The organism is Streptomyces sp. NPDC059010, assembly GCF_042740355.1.
Classification (GTDB): domain Bacteria; phylum Actinomycetota; class Actinomycetes; order Streptomycetales; family Streptomycetaceae; genus Streptomyces.
In genome coordinates this window covers 201,169-218,781 of record NZ_JBHYJA010000013.1, presented here as the reverse complement: position 1 = coordinate 218,781, position 17,613 = coordinate 201,169, and the positions used below count along the sequence as shown (strand labels likewise).

14 protein-coding genes and 1 pseudogene are annotated in these 17,613 nt (G+C 70.8%); 7 read left to right on the top strand and 8 right to left on the bottom strand.

The features are described from left to right. Window positions 1-141 precede the first annotated feature (141 nt). From mmsA to iolC, 5 genes and pseudogenes are all read right to left on the bottom strand, one after another. Window positions 142-1,650 (bottom strand): CoA-acylating methylmalonate-semialdehyde dehydrogenase, encoded by a 1,509-nt coding sequence (mmsA, locus tag ACFWYS_RS16555; RefSeq protein WP_384768476.1) that lies wholly within the window; start codon window positions 1,648-1,650, stop codon window positions 142-144. A gap of 14 nt (window positions 1,651-1,664) precedes the next feature. Further along, on the bottom strand, window positions 1,665-3,548 hold the full coding sequence (gene iolD, locus ACFWYS_RS16550) for a 3D-(3,5/4)-trihydroxycyclohexane-1,2-dione acylhydrolase (decyclizing) (RefSeq protein ID WP_384768473.1): 1,884 nt from the start codon (window positions 3,546-3,548) through the stop codon (window positions 1,665-1,667). A 59-nt stretch (window positions 3,549-3,607) separates the two neighbouring features. Beyond that, window positions 3,608-3,727 (bottom strand): annotated as a pseudogene (locus tag ACFWYS_RS16545) (5-deoxy-glucuronate isomerase); the annotation flags it as partial. A gap of 34 nt (window positions 3,728-3,761) precedes the next feature. After that, window positions 3,762-4,643 carry a deoxyribose-phosphate aldolase gene (locus tag ACFWYS_RS16540; protein ID WP_384768470.1) on the bottom strand — a complete coding sequence of 294 codons (882 nt, stop codon included), beginning with the start codon at window positions 4,641-4,643 and terminating at the stop codon, window positions 3,762-3,764. Beyond that, window positions 4,640-5,605: a 5-dehydro-2-deoxygluconokinase gene (gene iolC / locus ACFWYS_RS16535; protein ID WP_384768467.1), complete on the bottom strand. Its 966-nt coding sequence runs from the start codon at window positions 5,603-5,605 to the stop codon at window positions 4,640-4,642. Before iolC ends, ACFWYS_RS16540 begins: the two co-directional genes overlap by 4 nt. Before the next feature lie 124 nt (window positions 5,606-5,729). Here iolC and ACFWYS_RS16530 point away from each other — a divergent pair, with 124 nt between their 5' ends. From ACFWYS_RS16530 to ACFWYS_RS16515, 4 genes are all read left to right on the top strand, one after another. Continuing rightward, a complete protein-coding gene (locus ACFWYS_RS16530; protein WP_384768464.1) occupies window positions 5,730-6,647 on the top strand; it encodes a sugar phosphate isomerase/epimerase family protein in 918 nt (305 codons plus the stop codon). A gap of 107 nt (window positions 6,648-6,754) precedes the next feature. Next, window positions 6,755-7,690 carry a helix-turn-helix domain-containing protein gene (locus ACFWYS_RS16525; protein WP_384768461.1) on the top strand — a complete coding sequence of 312 codons (936 nt, stop codon included), beginning with the start codon at window positions 6,755-6,757 and terminating at the stop codon, window positions 7,688-7,690. Between the two features lie 329 nt (window positions 7,691-8,019). After that, window positions 8,020-8,220, top strand: coding sequence for a helix-turn-helix transcriptional regulator (locus ACFWYS_RS16520; protein WP_384768458.1), 201 nt, complete (start codon window positions 8,020-8,022; stop codon window positions 8,218-8,220). A 53-nt stretch (window positions 8,221-8,273) separates the two neighbouring features. After that, window positions 8,274-8,837: a GNAT family N-acetyltransferase gene (locus ACFWYS_RS16515; RefSeq protein WP_384768455.1), complete on the top strand. Its 564-nt coding sequence runs from the start codon at window positions 8,274-8,276 to the stop codon at window positions 8,835-8,837. On the opposite strand, the gene ACFWYS_RS16510 is transcribed toward ACFWYS_RS16515, so the two are convergent. Together ACFWYS_RS16510 and ACFWYS_RS16505 are read right to left on the bottom strand one after the other, a co-directional pair. Beyond that, on the bottom strand, window positions 8,818-9,861 hold the full coding sequence (locus ACFWYS_RS16510) for a zinc-dependent alcohol dehydrogenase family protein (RefSeq protein ID WP_384768452.1): 1,044 nt from the start codon (window positions 9,859-9,861) through the stop codon (window positions 8,818-8,820). The two genes, ACFWYS_RS16515 and ACFWYS_RS16510, sit on opposite strands and share 20 nt — an antisense overlap. 114 nt (window positions 9,862-9,975) lie before the next feature. Continuing rightward, window positions 9,976-12,210, bottom strand: coding sequence for an MMPL family transporter (locus ACFWYS_RS16505; protein WP_384768449.1), 2,235 nt, complete (start codon window positions 12,208-12,210; stop codon window positions 9,976-9,978). 159 nt (window positions 12,211-12,369) lie between these two features. Between ACFWYS_RS16505 and ACFWYS_RS16500 the strand changes: the two genes are divergently transcribed. The 3 genes from ACFWYS_RS16500 to ACFWYS_RS16490 all read left to right on the top strand — a co-directional run bounded on the left by ACFWYS_RS16500 (window position 12,370) and on the right by ACFWYS_RS16490 (window position 15,651). Beyond that, window positions 12,370-13,041: a TetR/AcrR family transcriptional regulator gene (locus tag ACFWYS_RS16500; protein ID WP_384768446.1), complete on the top strand. Its 672-nt coding sequence runs from the start codon at window positions 12,370-12,372 to the stop codon at window positions 13,039-13,041. Between the two features lie 104 nt (window positions 13,042-13,145). Next, window positions 13,146-13,385, top strand: a complete 240-nt coding sequence (locus ACFWYS_RS16495; RefSeq protein ID WP_384768444.1) for a heavy-metal-associated domain-containing protein — start codon at window positions 13,146-13,148, stop codon at window positions 13,383-13,385. A gap of 10 nt (window positions 13,386-13,395) precedes the next feature. Then, window positions 13,396-15,651 carry a heavy metal translocating P-type ATPase gene (locus tag ACFWYS_RS16490; protein ID WP_384768442.1) on the top strand — a complete coding sequence of 752 codons (2,256 nt, stop codon included), beginning with the start codon at window positions 13,396-13,398 and terminating at the stop codon, window positions 15,649-15,651. A gap of 602 nt (window positions 15,652-16,253) precedes the next feature. Here ACFWYS_RS16490 and ACFWYS_RS16485 read toward each other — a convergent pair. Continuing rightward, window positions 16,254-17,543, bottom strand: coding sequence for a citrate synthase (locus tag ACFWYS_RS16485; RefSeq protein WP_384768440.1), 1,290 nt, complete (start codon window positions 17,541-17,543; stop codon window positions 16,254-16,256). Window positions 17,544-17,613: the final 70 nt, after the last annotated feature.

Here is a 17,613-nt window from a genome sequence, read left to right as displayed (position 1 = left end):
CCACCTCACCCCCGCCCCCCACCCCCCACCCGGGGGGGCGGGCGCGGGCGCGCCCCCCCCGCGCGCCCACACACAACCGGGGGCGCCCCGCCGGCGCCGCCCCCCCCCCCGGACGCTCGGCGCCAACAGCGGCGCTCGGTGTCAGTGGTTGCGCGGGAAGCCCAGGTCCACGCCGGTGGGGGCGTCGGCCGGGTCGGGCCAGCGGGTGGTGACGACCTTGCCGCGGGTGTAGAAGTGCGTGCCGTCGTTGCCGTAGATGTGGTGGTCGCCGAAGAGCGAGTCCTTCCAGCCGCCGAAGCTGTGGTAGCCGACGGGGACCGGGATCGGCACGTTGACGCCGACCATGCCGGCCTCGATCTCCAGCTGGAAGCGGCGGGCGGCGCCGCCGTCCCGGGTGAAGATCGCGGTGCCGTTGCCGAACGGCGAGCTGTTGATCAGCGCCACGCCGTCCTCGTAGGTCTCGGCGCGCAGCACGCACAGCACGGGGCCGAAGATCTCGTCCTGGTAGGCCTTCGCGGTGGTGGGCACCTTGTCGAGCAGCGAGATGCCGATCCAGTGGCCGTCCTCGAAGCCGGCGCCTTCATAGGTGTACGCCGAACCGTCCAGGACGACCTCGCAGCCCTCGGCCGCCGCGCCCGCGACGTAGGAGGCCACCTTGTCGCGGTGGACGGCGGTGATCAGCGGGCCCATCTCGGAGGTCGGGTCGTTGCCCGGACCGATCTTGATCTTCTCGGCGCGCTCGCGGATCTTCTGCACCAGCTCGTCGCCGATCGCCCCGACCGCGACGACCGCGGAGATGGCCATGCAGCGCTCGCCCGCCGAGCCGTAGGCCGCGCTCACGGCGGCGTCGGCGGCCGCGTCCAGGTCGGCGTCGGGCAGGACCAGCATATGGTTCTTGGCGCCGCCGAGGGCCTGGACGCGCTTGTGGTTGGCGGAGGCGGTGGTGTGGATGTAGCGGGCGATCGGGGTCGAGCCGACGAAGGAGACCGCCTTGACGTCCGGGTGCTCCAGGAGGCGGTCGACGGCCACCTTGTCGCCGTGCACGACGTTGAACACGCCGTCCGGCAGCCCTGCCTCGGCCAGCAGCTCGGCAATCTTGATCGACGCCGACGGGTCCTTCTCCGACGGCTTCAGCACGAAGGTGTTGCCGCACGCGATGGCCATCGGGAACATCCACATCGGCACCATCGCCGGGAAGTTGAACGGCGTGATGCCCGCGACGACACCCAGCGGCTGCCGGATGGACGAGACGTCGACACGGCTGGCGACCTGCGTCGACAGCTCACCCTTCAGCTGCACGCTGATGCCACAGGCCAGGTCGACGATCTCCAGACCGCGGGCGACCTCGCCGAGCGCGTCGGAGTGCACCTTGCCGTGCTCGGCGGTGATCAGCTCGGCGATCTCGTCGCGGTGGGCGTCCAGCAGGGCGCGGAACTTGAACAGGATCGAGGTGCGCTGAGCCAGCGAGGACTGGCCCCAGGTCAGATACGCCTCCTTGGCGGCGGCGACGGCGGCGTCCACCTCCTCGACGGAGGCGAAGGCGACCTTCGTGGTGACCGCGCCGGTCGCCGGGTCGGTGACCGGCCCGAACGTGCCCGACGCGCCTTCGGCGGTCTTGCCGCCGATCCAGTGGTTGACGATCTTCGTCATGACCGGTTACTCCTTCACAGATGGCGGCGTCGGGTGGAGACGTGCCGTTCGTACAGCTCACGTGCCTTGACCGCCGACGGTCGGGTCGCGGTCTCGGCCACGGGAACATCCCACCAGGCCTGCGCGGGCGGCGCGCCCGACACTGTGTCTGCCGTTTGGGTCTCGACGTAGACACATGTGGGAGTGTCGGCCGCGCGGGCCTCGGCGAGCGCCTCGCGGAGATCGCTCACGGTCTTCGCACGCAGCACCCGCATACCCAGGCTCGCGGCGTTGGCGGCCAGGTCGACGGGGAGCGGGGCGCCGGTGAACGTGCCGTCGTCCGCGCGGTGGCGGTACGCCGTGCCGTAGCGCTCGGCGCCGGTCTCCTCCGACAGGCCGCCGATGGACGCGTACCCGTGGTTCTGCACCAGCAACACCTTGATCGCGACGCCCTCCTGCACGGCGGTCACGATCTCCGTCGGCATCATCAGATACGTGCCGTCACCGACCAGCGCCCACACGTTGCGCTCGGGCGCGGCCAGCTTCACGCCGATCGCGGCCGGGATCTCGTAGCCCATGCAGGAGTAGCCGTACTCCAGGTGGTACTGGTCCCGCGAGCGCGCCCGCCACAGCTTGTGCAGATCGCCGGGGAGGGAGCCGGCCGCGTTGATGATCACGTCCGTCTCGTCGACGATCGCGTCCAGGGCGCCCAGCACCTGCGGCTGCGTCGGCCGTACGTCGGGCTCGTCGGCCTCGTAGCAGGCGTCGACGCGCTGCTCCCAGCGCTCCTTGTCCTCGGTGTACTCGGTGACGTAGCTGTCGGCGACCCGGTGGGCGTGCATGCCCAGGGCCGCGGTCAGTTCCGCCAGGCCGCTGCGGGCGTCCGCGATCAGCGGCATCCCGGCGAGCTTGTGGCCGTCGTAGGGCGCGATGTTGAGGTTGAGGAAGCGGACGCCGTCGCCCGCGAAGAGGGTGCCGGAGGCGGTGGTGAAGTCGGTGTAGCGCGTCCCCACGCCGATCACCAGGTCGGCGGTGCGGGCGAGTTCGTCGGCGGTCGCGGTGCCGGTGTGGCCGACGCCGCCGACGTCCTGGGGGTGGTCGAAGCGCAGGGAGCCCTTGCCGGCCTGGGTGGAGGCGACCGGGATGCGGGTGACCTCCGCGAACTCGGCGAGGGCCGCCTCGGCGCGGCTGTGGTGGACGCCGCCGCCCGCGATGACCAGGGGCCGGCGGGCGGACCTGATCGCCGTTACCGCCTCGGCGAGTTCGGTCGGATCGGCGCCCGGACGGCGGACCACCCAGGTGCGCTCGGCGAAGAGCTCGTCCGGCCAGTCGTACGCCTCGGCCTGCACGTCCTGTGGAAGCGCCAGGGTGACCGCGCCGGTCTCGACGGGGTCGGTGAGGACCCGCATGGCCTGGAGGGCGGACGGGATCAGGGCTTCGGGGCGGGTGATCCGGTCGAAGTACCTGGACACCGGGCGCAGACAGTCGTTGACCGACACATCGCCGGCGTACGGCACTTCGAGCTGCTGGAGGACCGGGTCGGCGGGGCGGGTGGCGAAGACGTCGCCGGGGAGGAGCAGGACCGGGAGGTGGTTGATGGTCGCGAGGGCGGCGCCGGTGACGAGGTTGGTCGCGCCCGGGCCGATGGAGGTGGTCACCGCGTGCGTGGACAGCCGGCCCGACTGCCGGGCGTAGCCGACCGCCGCGTGCACCATCGCCTGCTCGTTGCGGCCCTGGTGGTACGGCATGACATCGGCGTACTCGATCAGCGCCTGGCCGATCCCGGCGACGTTGCCGTGGCCGAAGATGCCCCAGGTGGCGCCGATCAGGCGCTGTCGTACGCCGTCACGCTCGGTGTGCTGGGCGGACAGGAAGCGGACGAGCGCCTGTGCGACCGTGAGCCTCGTCGTCGAGGTCATCGGTACCCCCCTGTGTTCTCCGGGTGAGCCGGATGGAAGCGGATCCGCCCCTCTGGTACGGATCCACCACCCCGTACGACTCGACGGACCTCCGGCGCGGGGCCGTAGCGGGCGGGGAGTCTTCGCTCGCACTTCGCTCCTGCCAAAGCAAAGCGGCTACCCGCGCCGGAGGCGATCTGGGGGTGGAACATACGGCTCGTGGTCATGGGGACCTCACAGCAGTCCTACGGCAGTGTCCACCGCGGCGGCAACGTCCCCGTCCGCCGGGTAGAGCAGTGAACGGCCGACCACCAGGCCCCGCACGGTGGGCAGTTGGAGCGCGCCGCGCCACTTCTCGTATGCCCCCTCCTGGTCGTCCCCGACCTCGCCGCCGAGGAGTACGGCCGGCAGCGTCGATGTCGCCATGACCTCGGCCATGTCGTCGGGGTTGTCGGTGACCGGCAGCTTCAGCCAGGTGTAGGCGGAGGTGCCGCCCAGGCCGGAGGCGATGGCGATGGACTTGGTGACGGCCTCGGCGGACAGGTCGTTCCTGACCCTGCCCTGCGGGGTGCGGTGGCTGATGAACGGCTCGACGAAGACCGGGAGCCGACGCGCGGCCATGTCGTCGATGGCGCGGGCGGTGGACTCCAGGGTGGTGAGGGAGCCCGGGTCGTCGTAGTCGATCCGCAGGAGCAGTTTGCCCGCGTCGAAGCCGAGGCGCTGGATGTCCTCGGGGCGGTGGCCGGTGAAGCGGTCGTCCATCTCGAAGGACGCCCCGGCCAGCCCGCCGCGGTTCATCGAGCCCATGACGACCTTGCCGTCGAGGGCGCCGAGCAGGAGCAGGTCGTCCAGGATGTCGGCGGTCGCGAGGACCCCGTCCACGCCGGGGCGGGACAGCGCCAGGCAGAGGCGTTCGAGCAGGTCGGCGCGGTTGGCCATGGCGAGGCCCCGGTCGCCGACGCCGAGGGCGCCGCGGGCCGGGTGGTCGGCGGCGACGATCATCAGCCGGCCGGAGTCGCCGAGGAGGGGCCGCCGGGTGCGGCGGGCGGCGGCCTCGGCGATCGCCTCGGGATGCTGGGTGCGAAGGCGGACGAGCTCCGCGATGTCGACGCTCACTTGACGGCTCCCGCGGCGATGGCGGCCTCGATCTCGTCCGGCGTCGGCATCGCGGAGGAGCACTCCAGACGGGAGGCGACGATGGCGCCGGCCGCGTTGGCGTGCCGCATGACCTTCTCCAGGCCCCAGCCTTCGAGCAGCCCGTGACAGAGCGAGCCGCCGAAGGCGTCACCGGCACCGAGGCCGTTGAGGACGTGCACGGGCAGCGGCGGGACCTCCGCCTGGTCGCCCGCGCTGTTGACGGCGAGGACACCCTTCGGCCCCTGCTTGACGACGGCGACCTCGACACCGGCGTCGAGGAGTGCGCGGGCGGCGGCATGGGGCTCGCGTACGCCGGTCGCGACCTCCACCTCGTCGAGGTTGCCGACGGCGACGGTGGTGTGCTTGAGGGCCTCGGCGTAGAAGGTGCGGGCGGCGTCCGGGTCCGTCCAGGCTGTGTCTTTCCAGAACATGGGGCGCCAGTCGAGGTCGAAGACCGTCGTGCCCGACTTGGCGCGGTGGGCGAGCGCCGCCAGCGTCGCCGTACGGCTCGGCTCCTCGCTCAGGCCGGTGCCGGTGACCCAGAAGATCCGGGCCTCGCGGATGGCGTCGAGGTCGAGCTCATGGGCGTCGATCTCCAGATCCGGGGCCTTGGGCCGCCGGTAGAAGTACAGCGGGAAGTCGTCCGGCGGGAAGACCTCGCAGAAGGTGACCGGGGTGGGCAGGCCGGGGACGGGGGTGACCCAGCGGTCGTCCACGCCGAAGCCCTGGAGTGCCTCGTGCAGATAGGCGCCGAAGGGGTCGTCGCCGGTGCGGGTGATCACCGCGGTGCGCCGTCCCAGCCGGGCCGCGGCGACCGCGACGTTCGTCGCCGAGCCGCCGAGGAACTTGCCGAAGGACGTGACCTGCGGCAACGGGACACCGGTCTGCAGCGGGTAGAGGTCCACTCCGATCCGCCCCATGGTGATCAGGTCGTACGCCATCGCGTTCCCTTCGTATCGGCTCTCCCGGCTTTCTAGTCCGGCGCGCACACCCCTGTCAATGTTTTGTCCAGACATTCGGACCAGACCTTGACAGCGCTTGCCGTGCGCACGGAAGCTGACCGCCATGACGTCGTTGTCACCTCAGTCCTCACTGTCCCGCATCCGGATCGGTTCGGCTCCCGACTCATGGGGTGTGTGGTTCCCCGACGATCCCGCCCAGGTCCCCTGGCTGCGCTTCCTCGACGAGGTCGCCGAGTCCGGCTACGAGTGGATCGAGCTGGGCCCGTACGGGTATCTGCCGACCGACCCCGCGGTGCTCTCCGAGGAAGTGGGCCGACGCGGGCTGAAGGTGTCGGCCGGCACCGTGTTCACGGGGCTGCACCACGGCGAGGCCGTGTGGGAGAAGACCTGGGCGCATGTCGCGGACAACGCGGTGCTGGCGCAGGCCATGGGCGCGAAGCATCTGGTCGTCATCCCGTCGTTCTGGCGGGACGACAAGACCGGTGAGGTGCTGGAGCCGGACACGTTGACGCCGGAGCAGTGGCGCAATCTCACCTCGCTGACCGAGCGGCTGGGGCGGGAGGTGCGGGAGCGGTACGGCTTGCAGATCGTCGTCCATCCGCATGCCGACACCCACATCGACAGCGAGGAGAACGTCGTCCGGTTCCTGGACGGGACGGACTCGTCGGTGGTGTCGTTGTGCCTGGACACCGGGCACTACGCGTACTGCGGCGGGGACAGCGTCAAGCTGATCGAGACGTACGGGTCGCGGATCGGGTATCTGCATCTCAAGCAGGTCGACCCCGAGATCCTTGCCGATGTCCGGGCCAAGGGGACGCCGTTCGGGCCGGCCGTCGCTCAGGGCGTGATGTGTGAGCCGCCTTCGGGGGTGCCGGCGTTGGGGCCGGTGCTGGAGGCTGCGCAGAAGCTGGATGTCGACCTGTTCGCGATCGTGGAGCAGGACATGTATCCGTGTGCGCCGGACGCTCCGCTGCCCATCGCTCGGCGGACTCGGGCCTTTTTGAGGTCGTGCGGGGCGTGATGGGCGCCTAGTGGGGTGCCGGGTTCTGTGGTTGTGCGCGTGCGGGTTGTGTGTGGCTTGTCGCGCAGTTCCCCGCGCCCCTTGAAAGGGCGTTGCAGGATGGGGGGATGACCAGTCCCGTGCGTGTTCGGTCGGGGCACGGGGCCTGGGGTTCCTGGGAGGTCGCTCAGGCCCTGCCCCATCCCCGGCTGCGGCCCGGGGTGATGAGTTATCGCGGGGTGCGGCTTGCTCTGGACCGGCCTCGGCGGCGACTGGAGGTGCCGATCGGGGCGGCGACGTTGCTGCTCGGGTTCGATGAACCCGTACGGATCACCCGCCCCGGCCGCCCTCCGGACACCCTCGTCTGCGTGTACTGCGGGCCCACGACCACCCCGGCCGTCGGTGAGCACGGTGGGCGGCTCGGCGGTATCGAGGTGCTGTTGATGCCGTGGGCGGCGTTCACGCTGTTCGGGACGCCGCAGTACGAACTCGCCAACCGCACCGTCGATCCCGACGATCTGCCGCACGCCCTGCACACCCGCGTCGGCGAACTCGCCGCCGCGCTGGCCGCGTTGCCGACCTGGGCGGACCGGTTCGGGCTGCTGGACGATGTGTTCGCGCGGTGGTCGCGGGCGGGTACGCCCTGTTCGGCGCGGGTGGTGCGGGCCTGGGCGGAGCTGGTGCGCACGGGCGGTTCGGTGCCGGTACCGCGGCTCGCCGACGAGGTGGGGTGGAGCGTACGGCAGTTGGAGAACCGGTTCCGGGAGCAGATCGGGCTGGGCCCGAAGGCCGCGGCCCGCGTACTGCGGCTGCAACGGGCACGCAGGCTGCTGGCGGCGGGGCGCGGTCAGGCGGAGACGGCGGCGGCCTGCGGGTTCTACGACCAGGCGCATCTGAGCGGCGAGTTCAAGGCGATGACCGGGTGCACCCCGCGCGAGTTCACGGCGGCGCGAGAGGTGCCGGTCGGGACGCCGGCGTCGGACCGGCTGGCGGGCGAGGCGACGAGTCTTGTCCTCGCATCCGACCGCGGTGCGCATTTTTCCAAGACCCACGAGCTCGGCTGAATGCAGTCTGTGGCCCTCGGCGGAGCCGCAGGATGCGGGGGAGCTGGTGGGTCGGGCCCGGCGCAGCGGGTCCGGCCCACCGTTGTGTCAACTCACCACGCCCTTGCCCCGGCGAGCGCGTCTGCTGCACCTCTGTCACAAGCGCACCGCTCCTGTCACGCATGTCACATGTACGCGGACCCTGCGTCACACCCCGCACACAGCCCCTGCCCCGCACTCACTCTGTGTCGTTGACCGGTCACGGAACTTTGTGATCGCCAGCGCAGCGCCCGGTCCCCCCGACGACCGCCCCCGGTCGCCGCCGCGGCGCACGCAGGGAGGTACAACCGATGACCGACCGAATTCTCTGGTCCTACAAGGAGATCGCGGCACACATCAAGGTGCAGCCGGACACCGTGCGGTCGTATCGCAAACACGGGCTGCTGCCACCGCCCGACCATGTGGAGGGCGGCAAGCCCTACTGGTACCCCGACACGGTCCGGGCGTGGGTGGCGTCAAGGCCCGGCAACCGCGGGCGACGGACGGACTGACCTCCCGGAACACCGCCTGTGCCCCACCCGTCGGCGTGGGGCACAGTGACCCCATGAACTTCTCCGTCAAGCCCACGCTCACCGGCGCGAAGACCGTACTGCGGCCGTTCGGCGAGGCCGACGCCGAGGTCATGTGGGAGATCGTCACGGACCCCGAGGTCCAGCACTTCGCCTTCGACCCCGGCACCGAGATCACCCGCGAGCGGCTGCGCTCCTGGTACGCCTCCGCGTCCGGGCAGTCCGACCGTCTCGACCTCGCCGTCACCGACCGGGCCACCGGCGAGGTGCTCGGCGAAGTCGTCCTGTGCGGCTGGGATCCGGATGCCCGCTCCTGTACGTTCCGCACGCTCATCGGCCCCCGGGGCCGCGGCCGGGGCATCGGCACCGAGGCCATCCGCCTGATCGTCGGCCACGGCTTCGCCCAACTCGGCCTGCACCGCATCCAGTTGGGCGCCTACGGCTTCAACCACCGTGCCCTGCACGTGTACAAGAAGGTCGGCTTCGTGGTCGAGGGCGTCCGGCGCGACGCCCAGATACGCGACGGCGAGTGGGTCGACGAGATCCTCATGGCCATCCTCGACCACGAGTGGACCGCGGTCAGCTCCACGGCTCGATGACCGTCACCCCCGCCCCCGGCGCCGTCCCCATCGCCGTCAGTGCCGACGGTGCCGCGTCCAGCGGGATCGTCGATGTCACCAGCAGATCCGGCCGCAGCGTCCCCGCCCGGACCAGCTCCAGCATCGGCGGGTAGGTGTGCGCCGCCATCCCGTGGCTGCCCAGGAGTTCGAGTTCGAGGGCGATCGCGCGGGCCATGGGGACGGGTGTCGTACCGGATGCCGAGGGCAGCAGGCCCACCTGGATGTGCCGGCCCCGGCGGCGCAGGCCGTCCACGGAAGCGGCGCAGGTGACGGGGGAGCCGAGGGCGTCCAGCGAGAGATGGGCGCCGCCGTCGGTCAGGGCGCGGACGGCGGCCGCCGTGTCCGGTGTGCCCGACACGTCCACGCACTCCGTCGCCCCGAACTTCCGCGCCAGGTCCAGGGCCCCCGGGGAGACGTCCACCGCGACGACCCGCGCGCCGGACGCCGCCGCGATCATCACGGCAGACAGGCCGACCCCGCCGCAGCCGTGCACCGCGACCCACTCCCCCGCCGCCACCCGGCCCTGCTGCACGACCGCCCGGAACGCCGTGGCGAACCGGCAGCCGAGCGAGGCCGCCGTCGCGAAGGACATGCCCTCGGGCACGGCGACGAGGTTGACGTCGGCGTGGTCCAGCGCCACGTACTGCGCGAAGGAGCCCCAGTGGGTGAAGCCGGGCTGGGTCTGCCGCTCGCACACCTGCTGGTCGCCCGCCGCACATGCCGCGCAGCTGCCGCAGGCGCACACGAAGGGCACGGTGACCCGGTCGCCGGGGCGCCATCGGGTCACCCGGTCGCCCACCGCCTCGACGACACCGGCGAGTTCATGCCCCGGCACATGCGGCAGCGTGATGTCCCGGTCGTGCCCCTGCCAGCCGTGCCAGTCGCTCCGGCACAGCCCGGTGGCCTCGACCCGCACGGTCACTCCGTGGGGCGCGGGGTGCGGGTCGGCCACTTCACGCACCTCGGCAGGTTCCCCGTACCGCTCGAACACGACTGCCCGCATCCCGCTCTCCTCTCGGCCGCGCCCTTGCACGGAGATCATCGCGAACGCTAGACGCTCCATCCGCTCCGCGATACGGCACCCACCGTGCGTGCGGCCGGCCGGCCTCCGGGGAGGTCAGCCGTGTGCGCTCACCTTGTCCCGTTCCGGCGCGGGCTGTGTCTCCGGGGCGGCCGCCGACTCCCCCTCGCTCACCCCGAACCGCTGATGGAACCGCCGCAACGGCCCCGGCGCCCACCAAGTCGCCCGCCCCGTCAGGCGCATCACCGCCGGGACCAGGAGGCTGCGGACGATCATCGCGTCCATCAGGACCGCCAGGGCGATGCCCAGGCCGAGCATCTTGGTGTTGGTCACCCGGGAGGTGCCTATCGCGACCATCACCACCGCGAGGATTACCGCGGCCGCCGTGATCAGTCCGCCGGTGCGCTGCAGCCCGTGGCGGACCGCCTGGTCGTGGTCGCCCGTCGTGTCGTACTCCTCCTTGATGCGGGAGAGCAGGAACACGCCGTAGTCCATGGACAGGCCGAAGGCGACGCAGAACATCAGCACCGGGAGGGTCGTCTCGATCGAGCCGGGGCTGGTGAAACCGAGCAGGCCGGAGAGGTGGCCGTCCTGGAAGACCCAGACCACCGCACCGAACATCGCGGTGAGGCTCAGCGCGTTGAGCACGACCGCCTGGATCGGGATCAGCACACTGCCGGTCAGCAGGAACACCAGCAGCAGGGTGACGACGGCGATGAAGGCGGCCGCCAGCGGCAGGCGTTCGGCTATCGCGTCCTTGGAGTCGACCAGGACCGCCGCCGCGCCGGTCACCTTGGTGTCGAACGGCGCCTGGGTGGCGCGCAGTTCATCGACCAGATGCTGGGCCGGGGCGTCCACCGCCTCGCCCTTCGGCTGCACCGTGAAGTACGCCGAGTCGCCCCGCACCAGCGGCCCGTCGACCCGGACCACATCCGGGAGGGCGGCGATCCGCTCCTTGTAGTCGGCGTACTGCGCCTGCGTCGCCCGTCCCTCGGCGAGCACCTCCAGGCCACCGCCCGGGCTGCCCGGGAAGCCGTCGCGGATGTGCTGCTGCACCACATGGGACTCGGCGCTCGACGGCAGCTGACGGTCGTCCGCCGTGCCGAACTTCACGCCCAGGAAGGGCAGTCCGAGCAGCACCAGGACGGCGGTGGTGCCCAGGGCGAAGAACGGGGCGCGGCGCATGACGACGTCGGCCATGCGGGTCCAGGCCCTGCCCTGCGCGGCATCGGAGGCCAGGGCGGAGTCCTTCGGCCGCCCGCGTCGGAACAGGCGGCGCAGATCCAGCGAGTTGACCCGGTGGCCGAGCAGGACCAGGGCCGCCGGGAGCAGGATCAGGGCGGCCGCCGCGGCCAGCAGGACCACCGCGATCCCGGCGTAGGCGAAGGACCGCAGGAAGTACTGCGGGAAGAGCAGCATCGCCGCCAGGGAGACGGCCACCGTGAGGGCCGAGAACAGGACCGTGCGGCCGGCCGTGCGCAGGGTCGTGCCGACCGCCGCCAAGGGTTCGGCGCCGGTGGCCAGTTCCTCGCGGAAGCGGCGGACGATGAACAGGGCGTAGTCGATGGCGAGGCCGAGGCCGAGTGCCGTGGTGAGGTTCATCGCGAAGACCGACACATCGGTGAACTCGGTCAGTCCGCGCAGCACGGCGTTGGTGCCGAGGATCGCGACGATGCCGATGCCCAGCGGCAGCAGGGCCGCGACCGCGCTGCCGAAGACCATCACCAGCAGCACCAGGGTGACCGGCAGGGCGATCATCTCGGCGCGCAGCAGGTCCTCCTGGATGGTCGTCTGCATCTCGTGCCGCACGGCGACCGGGCCGCCGACGCCGACCTCCACCGGACCGTGCGTGCCCCGGAACTCGGGCGCGATGCGGTCCAGGGTCTCCCCCATCTCCTTCTCCTCGCCCGTGATGCGGGCGGCGATCAGCGCCTCATGGCCGTCCTCGGCGCGCAGCGCGGCAGCCGACGAGGGGTCCGCCTGCCAGTAGGAGCCGACACCTGTGACGCCCTTCTCCTCGGCCAGGCGCGCGGCGATCCGCTTGGCCTCGGCCGCGACCGCCGGGTCGTCCACGGAGGCACTGCCGGCGTCGACGAGGAGCAGGAGATTGGGCTGGGAGGCGGGGAACTCACGCTCCAGTGCCTTGGTCGCATACGTCGAGTCGGCGTGCGGGTCCTCCCAGCCGCCGCTGCCCAGCCGGTCGGCGACGCCGCTGCCCGCCACCACCGCGAGCGCGGTGATCACCAGGGCCACGAGCAGCGACAACCGAGGGCGGGCGGTCACGAAACGGGTCCAGCCTCCGACGCGGGGCGGCCTGTTGACTTCGGTCATTGTGCGGTGTCCCCTTCACCCTGATCCATCCTGTGCACAGCCGGGCAGCATGGAGCCGTCACTGCCATAGACTGGCTAACACGAGACATCGCTCGCGTTCCAAGAATGCGAGCGACCGCTCGCGTTTGTCAATCGCGTTCGGAGAACTGGGGATAACGCGTGTCCGCCAACCAGGAGAAGGACAGCCGGGCAAGCCAGGACAAGGAGCAGCCGCGCCGCCGCCAGGCCCGCGGCGAGCGCCGTATCGCCCAGCTGCTGGAGGCCGCGGCCACCGTCTTCACCACCACCGGGTACACGGCCGCCAGCACCAACGCCATCGCCCGCGAGGCAGGCGTCTCACCGGGCACGCTGTACCAGTTCTTCCCGAACAAGGAGGCGATCGCGATCGAGCTGGGCGACCGGCTCATGCACGAGATGCGCGAGACCTACGGCGAGGCGCTCGGTCCGGTCGACCCCGCGACCACGCTGGAGCAGGCCGTCGGCCAGGCCGTCGACCGGTTCATCGCCTTCAACTGCGAGCACCCGGTGTTCTTCGCGCTGATGCACGGCCCCGACATCCCCGGCCGTATCGCCGAGGAGCACGACGCCCTGCACGCGACCCTGCTGTCCCGGATCGAGGGCCTGCTCTCCTCGTTCCTGCCGGACGCGGACCCGGCCGACCTCACCCGGACCACCCAGATGTGCCTGGGCCTGTACAAGGCCGGCCTGGAACTGGTCCTCGCCCACGAGGGCGCCGAGCGCGACGCCTACGTCGGCGAGCTGAAGAACGCCCTGATCCGCTACCTCGACCCGCTGGTCGGCGCCGGACTCGGACACGTCACCGCGTCCTGAACCCGGCCCGACCGTAATCCGCTACCCCGTAGGGGTATACCGTTGAGGGTGGGGAAGGCCCCCGTGGGCCCCTCGGCCCCACACGCCTCGACGAGGAGAACGACATGACCGCCCACACCGACACCCCGAGCCCCGTCACCGCCGTCTACAAGGTGAGCGGCATGAGCTGCGGGCACTGCGAGGGCGCCGTATCCGGCGAGATCTCGGAACTCTCCGGCGTCAGCTCGGTGAAGGCCGTCGCCGCGACCGGCGAGGTCACCGTCGTCTCCGAGGCGCCGCTGGACGAGGAGGCCGTCCGCGCGGCCGTCGACGAGGCCGGATTCGAACTGGTCGGCAGGGCCTGACAGCGACGCCATGACCCGCACCGCCGACCAACCGCCGATAGCCGGGACAGCCGCTCCGGCCGCCACCTCCGACGTCGAGCTGCTCATCGGCGGGATGACCTGCGCCTCCTGCGCCGCCCGCGTCGAGAAGAAGCTCAACCGGATGGACGGCGTCACCGCCACGGTGAACTACGCCACGGAGAAGGCGAAGGTCAGCTACCCCGCGGGCATCCAGGTCGCCGACCTGATCGCCGTGGTGGAGAAGACGGGGTACACCGCCGAGGAGCCCGCTCCCCCGGCACCCGCACCGCAGGAGACCGAGCAGGCCCCGGAAGACCCGGAACTGGCCTCCTACCGCGAGCGCCTCACCGTCTCCGCCCTGCTCGCCGTCCCGGTCGTCCTGCTGTCGATGATCCCGGCCCTGCAGTTCGACAACTGGCAGTGGCTCGCGCTCACCCTCGCCTCGCCGGTCGTCGTCTGGGGCGCACTGCCCTTCCACCGGGCCGCGTTCACGAACGCCCGGCACGGTGCGGCGACGATGGACACGCTGATCTCGATGGGCACCCTGGCGGCGTTCGGCTGGTCACTGTGGGCGCTGTTCCTGGGTGACGCGGGCATGGCGGGCATGCGCGACGACTTCGAGTTCACCGTCGCCCGTACGGACGGCGCCTCGCAGATCTACCTCGAAGTGGCCTCCGGCGTCGTCACCTTCATCCTCCTCGGCCGCTATCTGGAAGCCCGCGCCAAGCGCCGCGCGGGGGCCGCGCTGCGTGCCCTGATGGAGCTGGGCGCGAAGGATGTGTCCGTGCTGCGGGAGGGACGCGAGGTCCGGGTGCCGGTGGACGCGCTGGCCGTCGGCGACCGGTTCGTCGTACGGCCCGGCGAGAAGATCGCCACCGACGGCACCGTCGTCGAGGGCACCTCCGCCGTGGACGCCGCCATGCTGACCGGCGAGTCCGTCCCGGTGGACGTGACCGTCGGGGACGCCGTCACCGGTGCGACCGTCAACGCCGGCGGGCGGCTCGTCGTGGCGGCGACCCGGGTCGGCGCCGACACACAGCTCGCGCGGATGGCGCGGCTGGTGGAGGAGGCGCAGAACGGCAAGGCCGAGGTGCAGCGGCTCGCCGACCGCGTCTCCGCGATCTTCGTGCCCACGGTCATCGTCCTCGCGGTCGCCACCTTCGGGGCCTGGCTCGGCGGCACCGACGACACGGTCGCCGCGTTCACCGCGGCCGTCGCGGTACTGATCATCGCCTGCCCGTGCGCGCTGGGCCTGGCCACGCCCACGGCCCTCATGGTCGGCACGGGACGCGGCGCCCAGCTCGGCATCCTCATCAAGGGCCCCGAGGTACTGGAGTCCACCCGCCGGGTCGACACCGTCGTCCTGGACAAGACCGGCACGGTCACCACGGGTCGCATGACCCTGCAGGGGGTGTACGCCGCCGAGGGCGCCGACGAGGAGCAGGTGCTGCGGCTCGCGGGCGCCGTCGAGCACGCCTCCGAGCACCCCGTCGCGCGGGCGGTCGCCGCGGGCGCCGAGGAGCGGTTCGGGCGGTTGCCGGAGGTCGAGGGGTTCGAGAACGTCCCCGGGCGCGGCGTCCGCGGGCGCGTGGAGGGCCGTGACGTGGCCGTGGGGCGCCTCTTCGACGCCCTGCCACCCGGGCTCGCCCGCGCACGGGAAGAGGCCGAGAGAGACGGTCGTACGGCCGTCGTGGTCGGGTGGGACGGAGCGGCACGCGGTGTCGTCGCCGTCGCGGACGCCGTGAAGGAGACCAGCGCCGAGGCGGTGCGCGAGCTGCGCGCCCTGGGCCTGACTCCGGTGCTGCTGACCGGGGACAACCGCACGGTCGCCGAGGCCGTGGCGGAGGCGGTCGGCATCGATCAGGTGATCGCGGAGGTCCTGCCCGAGGACAAGGTCGAAGCCGTACGGCGGCTGCAGCGCGAGGGGCGGTGTGTCGCCATGGTCGGCGACGGCGTCAACGACGCGGCCGCGCTCGCCACCGCCGATCTGGGTCTCGCCATGGGGACGGGGACGGACGCGGCGATCGAGGCGGGCGATCTGACGCTGGTGCGCGGAGACCTCCGGGTGGCGGCGGACGCGATCCGGCTGTCCCGGCGGACGCTGGCCACCATCAAGGGCAACCTCGTGTGGGCCTTCGGGTACAACGTCGCCGCGTTGCCGCTGGCCGCGGCGGGGCTGCTGAACCCCATGATCGCGGGTGCCGCGATGGCCTTCTCGTCCGTGTTCGTGGTGACGAACAGCCTGCGACTGCGGACGTTCCGGTGAATTCGTAGTAAGAACCCCGCCAGGGCCCTCTGGAGTCCTACGCCCAGCTCACATAAGCTCTTCACAAGGCTCACGCATCATCCTTACGCTTGAGCCCCGATCGCCATATCGGGGCTCTTGCGTATCTAACGGACATATGCAAGAGACGCAGATCACAGTGATGTGAAGGTAACCATCGAAGGGGTTCGAAGGTCTAAGTTGACGATGTCAGACGGCGTCTTGGGGGGCGCTTGCTGACATCTGAGGATGTCTTGGGGGACTTCCTCGGAATTGCGTTGCCGGGGCACGTACGCAGGGAAGCTTTGAGCGGCCCTCCCGAGCGTGCGCTGTCCCGGCAGAGCGCAGACCGCAACCGCATACATGAGTACGTCGAGTTTTGCTCGTTCTGCTCAAACGGCGACACAGAAAGACAGCGATTCAGGCGCTGCTCTCTCAGACGCCCGGCCGGATCCCGTGGGGGGAATCCGCACCGGGACATGGGAAGGCGCCCTGGACGTCGGCCCGTGGGGGGACCGCCGCCAGGGCGCCTTCTTCTATCTGCAGCCGTACACACAAGAGCCCCGCACCCGACCGAAGTCAGGCACGAGGCTCTGATACGAGGCTCAGCGCTCCTCTACGGGAACGAAGTCGCGCTCGACCACGCCCGTGTAGATCTGCCGCGGGCGGCCGATGCGGGAACCCGGCTCCTTGATCATCTCGTGCCACTGGGCGATCCAGCCCGGCAGCCGGCCGAGGGCGAACAGGACCGTGAACATCTCGGTCGGGAAGCCCATGGCCCGGTAGATCAGGCCGGTGTAGAAGTCGACGTTCGGGTAGAGGCTGCGCGAGACGAAGTAGTCGTCGGAGAGCGCGTGCTCCTCCAGCTTCAGGGCGATGTCCAGCAGCTCGTCGGACTTGCCGAGAGCGGAGAGGACGTCGTGCGCGGCGGCCTTGATGATCTTGGCACGGGGGTCGAAGTTCTTGTAGACCCGGTGGCCGAAGCCCATCAGGCGGACGCCGTCTTCCTTGTTCTTCACCTTGCGGATGAAGGAGTCGACGTCGCCGCCGGCGTCGCGGATGCCCTCCAGCATCTCCAGCACGGACTGGTTGGCACCGCCGTGCAGCGGGCCCCAGAGCGCGTTGATGCCGGCCGAGATCGACGCGAACATGTTGGCCTGCGACGAACCGACCAGACGGACCGTCGAGGTGGAGCAGTTCTGCTCGTGGTCCGCGTGCAGGATGAGCAGCTTGTCCAGGGCGGAGACGACGATCGGGTCGAGGTCGTACTCCTGCGCCGGCACCGAGAAGGTCATCCGCAGGAAGTTCTCGACGTAACCGAGGTCGTTGCGCGGGTAGACGAACGGGTGACCGATCGACTTCTTGTACGCGTACGCCGCGATCGTCGGAAGCTTGGCGAGCAGGCGGATCGTCGAGAGGTTGCGCTGCGTCTCGTCGAACGGGTTGTGGCTGTCCTGGTAGAAGGTGGACAGCGCCGAGACGACCGACGACAGCATCGCCATCGGGTGGGCGTCGCGGGGGAAGCCCTTGTAGAAGTTCTTGACGTCCTCGTGCAGCAGGGTGTGCTGGGTGATGTCGTTCTTGAACACCGAGAGCTCGTCCACGGTCGGCAGCTCGCCGTTGATCAGCAGGTAGGCGACCTCCAGGAAGGTGGAGCGCTCGGCCAGCTGCTCGATCGGGTAGCCGCGGTAGCGGAGGATGCCCGCCTCGCCGTCCAGGTAGGTGACGGCGGATTTGTAGGCGGCGGTGTTGCCGTATCCGCTGTCCAGCGTCACCAGACCGGTCTGGGCGCGGAGTTTGCCGATGTCGAAGCCCTTGTCGCCGACGGTGCTGTCAATCACCGGGTAGGTGTACTCGCCGTCGCCGTACCGCAGTACTACAGAGTTGTCGCTCACGTCTTCCCTCACCGACGTTGTGCCTCATCTTCGAGGTTGCCCTGACTGTCTCTACCCTCCCCCATTTGGC

Coding starts and splice junctions, on each gene's coding strand:
- ACFWYS_RS16505 (WP_384768449.1), bottom strand. CDS start 12,210: ATGACCGAAGTCAACAGGCCGCCCCGCGTCGGAGGCTGGACCCGTTTC.
- mmsA (WP_384768476.1), bottom strand. CDS start 1,650: ATGACGAAGATCGTCAACCACTGGATCGGCGGCAAGACCGCCGAAGGC.
- ACFWYS_RS16490 (WP_384768442.1), top strand. CDS start 13,396: ATGACCCGCACCGCCGACCAACCGCCGATAGCCGGGACAGCCGCTCCG.
- iolD (WP_384768473.1), bottom strand. CDS start 3,548: ATGACCTCGACGACGAGGCTCACGGTCGCACAGGCGCTCGTCCGCTTC.
- ACFWYS_RS16520 (WP_384768458.1), top strand. CDS start 8,020: ATGACCGACCGAATTCTCTGGTCCTACAAGGAGATCGCGGCACACATC.
- ACFWYS_RS16525 (WP_384768461.1), top strand. CDS start 6,755: ATGACCAGTCCCGTGCGTGTTCGGTCGGGGCACGGGGCCTGGGGTTCC.
- ACFWYS_RS16510 (WP_384768452.1), bottom strand. CDS start 9,861: ATGCGGGCAGTCGTGTTCGAGCGGTACGGGGAACCTGCCGAGGTGCGT.
- ACFWYS_RS16515 (WP_384768455.1), top strand. CDS start 8,274: ATGAACTTCTCCGTCAAGCCCACGCTCACCGGCGCGAAGACCGTACTG.
- iolC (WP_384768467.1), bottom strand. CDS start 5,605: ATGGCGTACGACCTGATCACCATGGGGCGGATCGGAGTGGACCTCTAC.
- ACFWYS_RS16530 (WP_384768464.1), top strand. CDS start 5,730: ATGACGTCGTTGTCACCTCAGTCCTCACTGTCCCGCATCCGGATCGGT.
- ACFWYS_RS16495 (WP_384768444.1), top strand. CDS start 13,146: ATGACCGCCCACACCGACACCCCGAGCCCCGTCACCGCCGTCTACAAG.